Source organism: Amycolatopsis sp. NPDC028719, from assembly GCF_055565395.1.
This window is the reverse complement of record NZ_JBVHUL010000002.1, coordinates 15,933-28,181: the sequence shown is the minus strand read 5'-3', so window position 1 is coordinate 28,181 and position 12,249 is coordinate 15,933. Positions and strand designations below refer to the sequence as shown.

Genomic DNA, 12,249 nt, shown 5'->3' with positions numbered 1-12,249 from the left:
TCCTCCGATTTCCGAAACTTTCGAAGTGTGTCCAACCGGGTTTCGATGACTTAGAATCTCCTTCATGACAACGAAGTCTGACGATTCCGAGCCGATCGCCTCCCGGGTCACCATCGCCCGGATCGCCGCCGAGACGGGGGTTTCCGTCCCGACTGTTTCGAAAGTGCTGAACGGCCGTCCCGACGTCGCCGAAAGCACCCGAGCCCGGGTGGAAGCGGTCATCGGGAAATACGGTTACCGCCGGCGCGCCGACGAACGGTCCCGTCGTTCGCGATTGCTGGAACTGATGTTCCACGAACTCGAAAGCACGTGGGCGCTCGAAATCATCCGCGGGGTCGAGTGCGTGGCCCGCGAAAACGGAATGGCGGTCGTGCTCGCGGATTCGTCGGGCCGGCACACACCCGGGCAGAGCTGGCTGGAAAGCGTGCTGGCGCGGCGGCCGGTCGGCATCGTCTCGGTGTGCTCCGACTTCACCGGCGGGCAGCTGGCGAAGCTGCGGGCCCGCGACATCCCGCTCGTCGTGGTCGACCCGGCCGGCGCGCCCGGACCGGAGACGCCCTCGATCGGGGCCACGAACTGGCAGGGCGGGCTGACCGCCACCCGGCACCTGGTGGAGCTGGGACACCGCCGGATCGCGATGATCGGCGGGCCGGACGGGGTGCTGTGCAGCCGGGCCCGGATCGACGGCTACCGCACGGCGCTGGAGACGGCCGGGCTGGCGTTCGACCCGGCGCTGGTGCGCCGCGGCGACTTCCACGTCCGGTCCGGCTACCGGGAGCTGGCGTCACTGCTGACCCTCCCCGACCGCCCGACGGCGGTGTTCGCGGGCAGCGACCTGCAGGCTCTGGGCGTGTACGAGGCCGCGCGCGACGCGGGGCTCCGGATCCCGGACGACCTGAGCGTGATCGGTTTCGACGACCTGCCGGTGGCCCGCTGGCTGACCCCGGAGCTGACGACGATCCGCCAGCCCCTGCAGGAAATGGCGGCCGCGGGAGCGCGGCTGGCGATCGCGCTGGCCCGCGGGACGCATCCGGAGAGCCACCGCCTCGAGCTGGCGACCAGTCTGGTGGTCCGGCACAGCACGGCCGCCCCGGCGCACGAGGCACCTCGGGTGGTTTCCGCCGGCCGGGGATGAGCGGACGTCCGGGCACCGGAACTGTCGGTGCCCACCGGTAGCGTGGAAGACGGGGGGCGCCCCCGCGGGCGGTCGCTCGAGCAGCTCGCCCGGCCGCAAGGAGCGCTCTCGCCGCGAGGACTCCGGCGACCCGCTCATCCCGGCCACCGTTTGCTCTCCGGCGGGCCCAGGTAGCTCGGCCGCAGGCCCCCCGTGTCGACCACCAGCTTCTGGACCACCACCGCCGGGTCGACCATCCACACCTTCAGCACGTGCGGCCCGGGCTCGGTCACCACGTGCCGCGTCGACGTCAGGTTCACGTTGTCGGAGGTCGTCCGCTCCCACTGGCGGTTCATCGTCATGTCATCGGCGCCCGTGGCCTTCGTGATGTTCACGACCTGCGGCGCCGCGTCGTCGAACGACACCGCGTACCGCAGCCCGTCACCCGGCAGCACGTTGCTGCGCGGCGAAAGGTACGCCCACACCGTCACCGGCCCGGCCGTGAACAACGTCATCCGGTACTCCAGCCGCGGCCCGGCACCCACCGCCCGGCTCGCGGCGGTGACCGGGAACGGCGTCATCCCCGCGCCGGTGCGGCCCAGGTCCGGGATCGCGCGCCAGGACGCTCCGGCGGCGTCGACGTTCGCACTGCAGTGCGAAGCCTCCATCGACACGTACCCGCCGGCTTCGACGAACCCGCGCCGCCACGACGAAGGCACCGGCCGATGCGCCACGACGGCGTCCACCACCACCGACTCGCCCGCGCCCGACACCGTGACCGGCACGGTCGTCACTCCCTGAGGCGCCCGGCTCCAGTCGATCCGCACGGTCATCCGCAGCTCCTCCCCCACCCGGCCGCCACGCGGCTCGACCAGCACCCACGGCGCGCCCGCCGATACGGTGCAGCGGAACGGCGTCCGCCCTCGGTTGAACACGTCGATGTACTGCGCCGGCGCGGTCTGGTACGGGCTGAACTCCGGCAGCACCGGCCGTCCCGCGGCACCCGGCCACGCCTCCGGCGACCCGTCGACCGCGACCCCCAGCGCCGCGGCGGCGGGCAGGTCGAGCCGCCGCACCGCGGGGAAGATGACGTCCGGTATCGCGACGTTGTTCAGCTCCGGCTGCTGCCAGGGCGCATTCGGGCCGTAGCGGGCGACGTCGCCGTAGTCGATGTGCGGCTGCGTCTGGAACCCCTGCCACTTGCCGCCCGCGATGCCGGTGTTGTACTTCTCCGCCAGCGCGAGGTCGTCGGCGAAGCGGGCTTCGGTGACGGCGGCGAGCCCGTTGGCCGAAGCCCGGCCCTGGGCCGCGTACAACAGGTTCGTGAACTCGGCGCGCCGCAGCGCGTAGAGGTTCGCCGACGCCGTGACCGCGTAGGAAACCAGTTCGTAGAAGGCGTCCCGGTAGGCCGAGGGCACTCGCGCCGCGATCCGGGACGTGCGCGCCGCGAGGTCCTGCCACTCCTCGGTGACCCGGTCCAGCTCGCGGTAGTTCACCAGGCTGAACGGCGTCGCCTGGTCGTCGTACACGATCGTGCCGTCCGGCTGGAGCGTGATCAGCCGGTTCAGCAGCTCCGGCTTCCGGCGCGACTGCAGCCGGCCGTAGTCGTGCAGGACCGACGCGATGTCGGAAGCCAGCGCGGATCCGAAGTTCGCCGAGGCGAACTCACGCTCCCAAGTGGACAGTCGCTCGGCCGGGAGCGCCGACGGGTCCCACGCGTAGTCGAGGAAGAACTGCAGCGGCAGCTCGTTGCCCTTCATGTCGCCGACGTTGGCCACCCACAGCCGGTCGTTCCCGTAGGAAGCGGCCTGGTGCAGCTGCTCCCACGTGTTCGCGATCAGCGTCGTGTCGACCCACTTGTAGTTGCGGCCGCCGCCGACGTAGTCGAAGTGGTAGTACAGCCCGTACCCACCCGGATGCCGGGGCAGCGCGAGGTCGGGGTGCTTGCGGATGTTGCCCCAGTTGTCGTCGGTGAAGACCACGATGACGTCGTCGGGCGGGCGCAGGCCCTGCGCCCAGTAGCGCTGCACCTCCTTGTACAGCGTCCACACCTGCGGCACGTCCGTGCTGAGCTCGCGCGCGAGGATTTCCCTTTCGGTGGCGAGGATTTCCCGCATCAGCTCGATGCCGTCGCCGTCCGGCAGGCTGACGTCGCCGTTGCCGCGCATGCCGAGCGTGACGACGCCTTCGAAGTCCTCGCGGGCCATCCGGCGGATGCCGTCGGCCCAGTAGGCCTTGATCGCCTCGCCGTTGCGGCGGAAGCTCCACTCCCCGGTGCCGCCGTACGGGTCGTGCCCCGGCGTCGTGATGGTCCCGGCGGCGTCGCGGACCGCCGGCACCGCGTGCCGGTTCCACTCCTCGATGCCGCGCATCATCGGCGCCTCGTGCGAGGTGCCCATCACGACGCCGTACTCCTTGGCGGTGGCGTGGTTGAGCGGGTCGTCCTCGGCGAACGCGCGGCCCCACACCGCCGGCCACAGGTAGTTGGCCCGCAGCCGCAGCATCGTCTCGAAGACCTTGGCGAAGAAGAGGTGGTTGAAGCCGCCCGGGTAGCCCGGCGCCTTCCCGGGACCGAAGTACGCCGGAGCCCAGGTGCCGAGCGCCGGGTTCTCGTCGTTGATGAAGAACCCGCGGTACTTCACGTGCGGCGTCCCGAGGCTGAACCGCTCCCCCGGGATGTGCAGCTCCGCGCGCCGGGCCGGTGGGACGTCGGCCCACCAGTACCACGGCGACACGCCGATGCGCCGCGAGACCTCGTAGACGCCGTAGATCACGCCCCGCTGGTCGCTCCCGGTGAGGACCAGGCGTCCGTCGACCACCTGGCTCAGCGACGTCTCCCACTTCCCGGCGATCCCCCGCACGTCCAGGCGACCGGCCGCGACGAGCGAGTCGACCGCCGGGCTGTGGCCGAGCGTGCCGACCAGCACCACCGGCCCGTGGGCGGGGACCACGCCGGTCACGACCGGCCGGACGCCCGTGACGCGCTCGACGTCGGCGGCCAGGTCGCCGGCGACCCGCCGGACCCCGGGCAGGTCCCCGGGATCCACCACGATCGTCGCGACCTTTCCCCGCGACGCCAACGGGAACCCGGTCCCGGCTTCGGCCAGCCCCGGCAGGGCGGCGGATCCCGCCCCGGCCAGGGCCAGCAACTGCAAGAAGGTACGGCGGTGGACCTCGGACGGCACGGGAGACCTCCTGAGTCAGCCCTTCACGGATCCGGTCAGCCCGCCGACGATGCGCCGTTCGGCGAGCACGAAGAACGCCAGGGCCGGGATCATCGACAGCGCGGTGAACGCGAGCACCTTGGCGGTGTCCTGGGAATACTGGGACTGGAACGTCGCGACACCGAGCGGGAGCGTGAAGTGCGCGGAGTCGTTGAACACCAGCAGCGGCAGCAGGTAGGCGTTCCAGCTGGTGACGAACGCCAGCACGCCGACCGTGGTCAGCGCGGGCGCCGACAGGGGCAGCAGGATGCGCCAGAAGAACCCGAGCCGGGTCGTGCCGTCGAGGACGGCGGCGTCCTCGAGCTCACCGGGGATGGCGTGCATGAACGGGCGCAGGATCACGATCGTCACCGGCAGGGAGAACGCCGCCTCCGGGATCGCGACACCCCAGAAGCTCTCCAGCATGCCGAGCTGGCGCAGCCACAGGTACAGCGGCAGCGTCGCCACGGTGAGCGGGAACAGCAGGCCGAGCGTAAACAGCGTGTACAACGCCTCCCGGCCCTTGAAGTGGTACCGCGACAGCGCGTACCCGGCCATCGACCCCAGTCCCACGGCGACCCCGGTCGCGATCACGGCGATCAGCGCGCTGTTGCCGAGGAACGTCCAGAACGCGCCCGAGCCGAGGACCGAGGCGTAGTTGTCCGAGATCCACGGGCTGGGCAGCCCGGCCGGGTCGTTGTTGAGCTGGGCGTTGCTGCGGAACCCACCGAGCACGACGAACAGCAGCGGCACGACGGTCACCCCGAGCACGACGATCGCCGCGAGGTAGCCGACCGACAGGCCGAACCGGCGTGAACGCATCAGCCCACCATCCTCGTCAGGGCGCCCTGGGTGTCGCGGCGGAGCGCGAACCGCTGGTACAGCAGGGCGAACACGAAGCAGATGACGAAGAGGATCACCGCCACGGCGGAGCCGAACCCGAACTCGTAGCGCTTGAAGCCGTGGTCGACCAGGTAGGTCGCCATCGTCGTCGACGCGTTCGCCGGGCCGCCCGTCGTCATGATCCAGACGACGTCGAACAGCTGCAGCGAGCCGATCACCGACAGGAAGATCCAGATCCGGATCGTCGGCCCGAGCAGCGGCAGCACGACGTGGCGGGTGGTCTGCCAGGCCGACGCGCCGTCCAGCGCGGCGGCTTCGCGCAGCTCGGCCGGCACGCCCTGCAGCCCGGCCAGCAGCAGGATGATGCCGAAGCCGATGTACTTCCAGGTGATCACCGCGAACAGCGTGTAGAGCACGATGCCCGGGTCGGCCAGCCAGTTGTGGACCAGCCCGCCGAGCCCGGCGCCCTTGAGCACCTGGTCGGCGAACCCGTTGGGCTGCAGCATCAGCACCCAGATCACCGCGGTGATCGCCTCGGACAGCACGTACGGCGCGAACACCAGCGCGCGCAGCACCGCGCGGCCCCGCAGCTTCCGGTTGAGCAGCATCGCCAGCCCGATCGACAGCGGCAGCTGCACCACGATCGACAGCCCGGCGATGATCAGGTTGTGCCCGATGGCGCCCTGGAACACGTCGCCGGCGAACGCGTCGGCGTAGTTGTCGAAGCCGATGAAGTCGTCCAGCGGGCCGAAGCCGTTCCACTTGAACAGGCTGTAGAAGGCGGCGATCCCGATCGGCACCAGGACGAACCCGGCGAACAGGAGTAGCGCCGGCCCGAGCAGGAACGCCAGTTCCAGCCGTTTGCCGAGGCTGGAGCGCTTCGCCCGGGGGCCGGCCGCCGGTGCGGACGGCCGCGCCGCCGTCCGCACCGGCGTGGTTGCCGTGGTCACTTGTTGCCCGCCGCGGCCTGGTTGACGGCGGTCACGATGCCTTCGGGGGTGCCCTGGCCTGCGAACATGTTGGCCACCGCGTCGTTCAGCGCGGCGCCGACCGCGGTCGGGAACGCCCGGTCGAAGTACATCTGCAGGTACGGCGCCTTCGTGCCGTAGTCGTAGACGGCCTTCAGCGTGTCGGTCTTCAACGCCTTCGCGGCGACGGTGTTGACGGGCAGGCCGGCCCCCTGGGCGGCGAGCTGCGTCTGCACCGGCTCGCTGCCCAGGTACTGCAGGAAGTCCGCGCACGCCTTCGACGCGCGGGTCGTGCAGGCGAAGCCGTCGCCGCCGCCGAGCACGGCCGCCGGGTCGCCCTGACCGCCCGCCACGGACGGGAACGGGAACCAGCCGACCTTCGAATCCAGCTGCTTGTCGTCGGTCAGCGCCGACATCGTGCCGGGCTCCCAGTCGCCCTGCAGTTCCATCGCGGCCTTGCCGTTGGCGACGAGACCGGCGGAGCTGCCCGCGCCCTGCTGGGCCGGCGTGCCGGCGAACCCGGTCTGGAAAGGCTGCGTGGCCAGGAAGTTCTTCAGGTCCTGGCCGGCCTTCGTCCAGCACGGGTCGTCGAGCTTGACCGCCTTCACCGACTGCTTGAGCACGTCGACCGAGCATTCGCGGATGGCGAAGTAGTTGAAGTAGAAGGCGTCGGGCCAGCGGTCCTTGCCGCCGACCGAGATCGGCGCGATGTTCTTGGCCTTCAGCTGCGTGACGGCGGCGTTCAGCTCGTCCATCGTCTTCGGCGGGGTGGTGATCCCCGCCTGCTGGAAGAGGTCCTTGCGGTACCAGAAGCCGACGAAGTGCTGCTCGAACGGCACCCCGTACTGCTTGCCGTCGACCTGCCAGTTCTCCCCGAACTTCCCGGTGGTCTGGCTGATCCACGGCTTCGTGGCGTCGGTGATGTCGGCGACCTTGCCCGACGTGATCTGGGAGGCCAGATCTCCGGCGCCCCAGGACTGGTAGACGTCCGGCGGCTCGGCCCCTTGCAGGGCGAGGGGCACCTTCGTGGGGAAGTCCTCGTTCTGCAGCGGCTGGGCCTTGAGCGTGACATCGGGATGAGCTTGGTGGTAGTCGGTGACGACCTTCTCCCAGATCGACTTGATCGGGTCGGTGGTGCCGTTGTGCCACCAGGTGAGGGTGACCGGGCCGCTCGGCTGTGCGGGCGTGTCGGTCCCCCCGCTGCACGCCGAAAGCGCAAGTGGCAGGACAGCCACGAGGGCGGCGAGTACGGGGATCCGGCGTTTCAGAGACATCGTGGGTCCACTCCTGACGACTTCGGCCGAGTTGGACGGGGCGTGACAGCGCCCGGGTGGCGAAGAGTCTGCTCCCGGGCAAATCGGATGTCAATCGTTGTCGATAACGTTTTACATGGCTAGTCTGAGCCGATGCAGCCCAGTTCCAGGGTGACCATCCGTGACGTCGCGGCCCACGCCGGCGTCTCGGTGGCCACGGTTTCCAAAGTGATCAACGAGCGCTACGGCGTCTCCGCCGCGACGCTCGCGAAGGTCCGCGCGGTGATCGCAGAGCTCGGCTACGAAGCCAGTCTCGTGGCGCAGAGCCTGCGCAACCACCGGACCAACGTGATCGGGATTCTGGTCGCCGACCTCGAACCGTTCTCGACCGAGCTGCTCAAGGGTGCCGCGGACGCCATCCGCGGCAGCGGGTTCGAGCTCGTCGTCTACTCCGCGGGCGGGCGCACGGGCGACCCCGTGGGCTGGGAAAAGCGGTACCTCTCCAGACTTTCGGGCACGCTCGTCGACGGCGCCGTGCTCGTCACGCCGGCCGTCTCGCTCGAAGCCGTCCCCGGCACGCCGGTCGTCGCGGTCGACCCGCACACCGGGCCGTCGCACCTGCCCACCATCGACTCGGACAACCTGCGCGGCGCGCAGCTGGCGACCGAGCACCTGCTCGACCTGGGCCACCGGCGGATCGCGTTCCTCGCCGGCCGGCCCGACCTCGAATCGGCGTCGCTGCGCAAGGCCGGGTACCTGCGTGCCCTCGAAGCGGCGGGCGTACCCGCCGACGAGAGCCTGATCCGGGTCGGCGCCTACGACCCGGAGGTTTCCGCGGCGTCGGCGCACGACCTGCTGACCGGCCCGGACCGGCCGACCGCGGTGTTCGCCGCGAACGACATCTCGGCCATCGCGACCGTCGGCGCGGCCCGCGAGCTGGGGCTTTCGGTGCCGGACGACCTTTCGGTGGTCGGCTTCGACAACGTGCCGGAATCCGCGCTCTGCAGCCCGCCACTGACCACAGTGGACCAGCCGATCCGCGAGATGGGCCACCGGGCGATCAGCATGCTCATCGCGCTGATCAACGGCGACGAGGTCGGGCGCACCCACGTCACCCTCGACACCGGCCTGGTGGTGCGAAGCTCGACCCGGGCCCTCGCCTGAACTCGCTGTGACATCCGGGCTTCGCCACCCGGAACCCCGAAAGCTCCCCTCCTGACGAAGGGCGGAAAGCCTTGACCACGCAGCCTGCCGCGGCCACCGAGCCGTGGCGCGACCCCGCGGCCGACCCGGGCGAACGCGTCCGCGCCCTGATGGCGCGCATGACGCTGCGCGAAAAACTCGCCCAGCTCTACGGCGTCTGGGTCGGCATCGACGCCGGCGGGGAGATGGCGCCGCACCAGCACGACTTCGTCGACGCCGCCGTCGACCTCGACGACCTGGTCCGCCACGGCATCGGGCAGCTGACCCGCGCCTTCGGCACCCGGCCGGTCGATCCGCTGATCGGGGCGCACAGCCTCGCCCGCACGCAACGCCAGATCGTCTCGAGCAGCCGGTTCGGCATTCCCGCCGTCGTCCACGAGGAATGCCTGACCGGGCTGGCCGCGTGGCAGGCGACGATCTACCCGGCCCCGCTGTCCTGGGGCGCGACGTTCGACCCGGACCTGGTGCACCGGATGGCTTCGCAGATCGGGCGGACGATGCGAGGACTCGGCGTGCACCAAGGGCTCGCGCCGGTCCTGGACGTCGCGCGGGACCTGCGCTGGGGCCGCGTCGAGGAGACGATCGGCGAGGACCCGTACCTGGTCGGGACGATCGGGTCGGCGTACGTCGCCGGGCTCGAGTCGGCCGGCGTGGTCGCGACGCTGAAGCACTTCGTCGGGTACTCCGCTTCGCGCGCCGGACGCAACCTGGCGCCGGTTTCGGCCGGGCCGCGCGAGATCGCGGACGTCCTGCTCCCGCCGTTCGAGCTGGCGCTGCACGCGGGCGCGCGGTCGGTGATGAATGCCTACACCGACACCGACGGCGTCCCGTCCGCCGCCGACCCGGCGCTGCTGACCGCCCTGCTGCGCGACACCTACGGGTTCACCGGAACGGTCGTCGCCGACTACTTCGCCGTCGCCTTCCTGCACCGCTTGCACGGCGTCGCGGCCGACCGCGGCGACGCGGCCGCGCAGGCGCTGACCGCGGGCATCGACGTGGAACTGCCCACCATGGACTGCTACGGCGAGCCACTGCTCGCCGCGGTGGAAGGGGGCGCGGTCGATGCCGCCGCCGTCGACCGCGCCCTCGAACGGGTGCTGCGGCAGAAGTGCGAGCTGGGGCTGCTCGACGCGGACTGGGCGCCGGAAGTGCCCGAAGAGGTCGACCTCGACGACGCTGCTTCCCGGGCGCTGGCGCGCGAGGTGGCGGAGAAGTCGATCGTGCTGCTGCACAACGACGGGACGCTGCCGCTGTCCGCCGGCGCCTCGATCGCCGTCGTCGGGCCGCGCGCGGACGCCGCCGGCGCGATGCTCGGCTGCTACTCGTTCCCGCTGCACGTCGGCGTCCACCACCCCGACGTCCCGTTCGGTGTCTCGGTGCCGACGCTGGTGGAGGCGCTGCGGTCGTCGTTCGACGTCACCTACGCACTGGGCTGCCCGGTCACCGGTGGCGACGACGACGGGATCGCGGAAGCGGTCGCGGCGTGCGCTTCCGCGTCCGTCTGCGTGGCCGTGCTGGGCGACCAGGCCGGGTTGTTCGGCGGCGGGACGTCCGGCGAAGGCTGTGACGCGCCGGACCTGCGGCTGCCGGGCCGCCAGGAGGAGCTGCTGGAGGCCTTGCTGGCCACGGGCAAGCCGGTCGTGCTGGTGCTGCTCTCCGGCCGTCCGTACGAGCTTTCCCGGCAGATCGACCGGCTTGCGGCGGTGGTCTCCGGTTTCTACCCCGGCGAAGAAGGCGGGCCCGCGCTCGAAGGTGTCCTCAGTGGACGGATCAACCCGTCCGGCCGCCTGCCGGTGAGCTTCCCGGCGGCCGGCGCGAGCCAGCCCTCGACGTACCTCGCGGCGCCGCTCGGCCGCCGCAGCGAGGTGAGCACGGTCGACCCGACAGCGTTGTTCCCGTTCGGGCACGGGCTGTCCTACGCGCCCGCGACCTGGGTCGACGTGAGCGCGACCGGTTCGCTGTGGCCGACCGACGGCGTGTGCCGGGTCCGGGTGGCGCTGCGGAACGACCACTCCCGGCCCGCGTCGGAAGTGGTCCAGGTGTACCTGCACGACCCGGTGGCGGAGGTCGTGCGCCCCGAGCGGCAGCTGATCGCGGCCCGCCGGGTCGCGCTGGAGCCGGGCGAGACGGTCGTCGTGGACATCGGCCTGCACGCGGACCTGACGTCGTACACGGGCCGGTCGGGCCGGCGCCTGGTCGAGCCGGGCGACGTCGAGCTGCGCGTGGGGACGTCGAGCGAGCGGTTCGAGGCGACCCTGCACTGCACTCTGAGCGGGCCTCGCCGTGAAGTCGGCTTCGACCGCGTGCTGGCGCCGGAGTTCGGGCGGTGAAACGGACCGCGGTGGTCGCCGTCCTGGCCGTCTTGACCGCGCTGGTGGTGGGTGCCTCCGGGCACCCACCCGCGTCGCACTGGGTGGCGACCTGGACGTCGATGCCGCAACTGACCGAGCCGGCCAACCTGCCGCCGGCGCCGTACACGGGTGCCGACCGGGTGCTGGACAACGCTTCCCTGCGCCAGACCGCGCACGTGTCCGCCGGCGGGCCCCGGATCCGCCTGCGGTTCTCGAACGCCTTCGGCGGGGCGCCGCTGCCGCTTTCGGCCGTCTCGGTGGGCCGGCCTCTCGACGGGCGCGCGGGGGTTTCGTCGGTGGTCCCCGGCAGTGTGCTGCCGGTGACGTTCCACGGCAAGCCGTCGACGACGATCCCGGCGGGCGCGCAGGTGGTGTCGGACCCGCTGCCGTTCCCGGTGCGTCCTTTCGAGAACCTCACGGTGACGACGTACCTGGCGCACGGCCAGGGATCGCTGTCGATCACGTCCCACCCGGGTTCGCGCACGACGTCCTACCTGGTGCCGGGCGACCAGGTGACCGCCGCGGACCTGGCCGGCGCGACGCCGGTGGACCACTGGTACTTCCTCAGCGGCGTCGAGGTTCTCTCCCCCGCGTCGGCGGTGGCGGTGATCGGCGATTCCCTGTCCGACGGCCGGGGTTCGACGACCAACGGCAACGACCGCTGGCCGGACGTGCTGGCGTCCCGGCTGTCGTCGGCCGTGGTCAACCAGGCCGCGGGCGGCAACCGGGTGCTGCAGGACGGGCTGGGGCCCAACGTCCTGGCACGCTTGGACCGCGACCTGCTGGCCCAGAGCGGGGTTTCGTGGGCGATCGTGTTCGAGGGCGTGAACGACATCGGCACGGCCGCGCCCGCCGCCGCCGCGTCCACGGCGGCGGACCTGATCGACGCGTACGACCAGATCCTCACCCGCGCCCACGCGGCGGACATCCGGGTGTACGGAGCGACGTTGACCCCGTTCGGCGGTAACGAGGCGTACGACGACCCGCTGCGCGAAGCGGCCCGGACCGCGGTGAACGCGTGGATCCGCGGTCATTTCGACGCGGTCCTGGACTTCGACCGCGTGGTCCGCGACCCGGCGGCGCCGACCCGGCTGCTGCCCGCCTACGACGTCGGTGACCACCTGCACCTCAACCCCGCCGGGTACCGCGCATTGGGGACGAGCGTTCCCGCGAGCCTGTTCCGGAATGGCTGACGGAATTTCCGCCGGACGGAAAGTGGACAATTCCTGGACGTCATTTCCGCACCGGCATCACTGATCGCTCACCCTTGTCTGACGGACCGTGATCACTGGTCCGGTCAACCGGGAGAGCGTT

At 71.3% G+C, this 12,249-nt stretch carries 8 protein-coding genes; 4 read left to right on the top strand and 4 right to left on the bottom strand.

The genetic code is table 11. The annotated features are described in order from the left end of the window. Positions 1 to 64 precede the first annotated feature (64 nt). Complete coding sequence (locus ACZ4TR_RS08015) at positions 65 to 1,135, top strand: LacI family DNA-binding transcriptional regulator (protein ID WP_364522769.1); 1,071 nt, start codon at positions 65 to 67, stop codon at positions 1,133 to 1,135. Positions 1,136 to 1,269: 134 nt separating this feature from the next. On the opposite strand, the gene ACZ4TR_RS08010 is transcribed toward ACZ4TR_RS08015, so the two are convergent. The 4 genes from ACZ4TR_RS08010 to ACZ4TR_RS07995 are packed head-to-tail and all read right to left on the bottom strand — an operon-like array spanning position 1,270 to position 7,402. Beyond that, on the bottom strand, positions 1,270 to 4,299 hold the full coding sequence (locus ACZ4TR_RS08010) for a glycosyl hydrolase 115 family protein (RefSeq protein WP_465286338.1): 3,030 nt from the start codon (positions 4,297 to 4,299) through the stop codon (positions 1,270 to 1,272). 15 nt (positions 4,300 to 4,314) lie between these two features. Next, entirely contained in the window at positions 4,315 to 5,139 is an 825-nt protein-coding gene (locus tag ACZ4TR_RS08005; protein ID WP_465286337.1) for a carbohydrate ABC transporter permease, read from the bottom strand. Then, entirely contained in the window at positions 5,139 to 6,110 is a 972-nt protein-coding gene (locus tag ACZ4TR_RS08000) for a carbohydrate ABC transporter permease (RefSeq protein ID WP_465286336.1), read from the bottom strand. Before ACZ4TR_RS08000 ends, ACZ4TR_RS08005 begins: the two co-directional genes overlap by 1 nt. Then, positions 6,107 to 7,402 carry an extracellular solute-binding protein gene (locus ACZ4TR_RS07995; protein ID WP_465286335.1) on the bottom strand — a complete coding sequence of 432 codons (1,296 nt, stop codon included), beginning with the start codon at positions 7,400 to 7,402 and terminating at the stop codon, positions 6,107 to 6,109. Before ACZ4TR_RS07995 ends, ACZ4TR_RS08000 begins: the two co-directional genes overlap by 4 nt. A gap of 132 nt (positions 7,403 to 7,534) precedes the next feature. Here ACZ4TR_RS07995 and ACZ4TR_RS07990 point away from each other — a divergent pair, with 132 nt between their 5' ends. The 3 genes from ACZ4TR_RS07990 (at position 7,535) to ACZ4TR_RS07980 (ending at position 12,128) form a co-directional block, all read left to right on the top strand. Continuing rightward, the gene (locus tag ACZ4TR_RS07990) at positions 7,535 to 8,545 is read left to right on the top strand and encodes a LacI family DNA-binding transcriptional regulator (RefSeq protein WP_465286334.1); all 1,011 of its coding nucleotides are present in this window, start codon (positions 7,535 to 7,537) and stop codon (positions 8,543 to 8,545) included. A 71-nt stretch (positions 8,546 to 8,616) separates the two neighbouring features. Then, entirely contained in the window at positions 8,617 to 10,914 is a 2,298-nt protein-coding gene (locus tag ACZ4TR_RS07985; RefSeq protein ID WP_465286333.1) for a beta-xylosidase/alpha-l-arabinosidase, read from the top strand. After that, on the top strand, positions 10,911 to 12,128 hold the full coding sequence (locus ACZ4TR_RS07980; RefSeq protein ID WP_465286332.1) for an SGNH/GDSL hydrolase family protein: 1,218 nt from the start codon (positions 10,911 to 10,913) through the stop codon (positions 12,126 to 12,128). The genes ACZ4TR_RS07985 and ACZ4TR_RS07980 overlap by 4 nt, the downstream gene beginning before the upstream one ends. Positions 12,129 to 12,249 lie beyond the last annotated feature (121 nt).

Coding starts and splice junctions, on each gene's coding strand:
- ACZ4TR_RS07990 (WP_465286334.1), top strand. CDS start 7,535: ATGCAGCCCAGTTCCAGGGTGACCATCCGTGACGTCGCGGCCCACGCC.
- ACZ4TR_RS08015 (WP_364522769.1), top strand. CDS start 65: ATGACAACGAAGTCTGACGATTCCGAGCCGATCGCCTCCCGGGTCACC.
- ACZ4TR_RS07995 (WP_465286335.1), bottom strand. CDS start 7,402: ATGTCTCTGAAACGCCGGATCCCCGTACTCGCCGCCCTCGTGGCTGTC.
- ACZ4TR_RS08005 (WP_465286337.1), bottom strand. CDS start 5,139: ATGCGTTCACGCCGGTTCGGCCTGTCGGTCGGCTACCTCGCGGCGATC.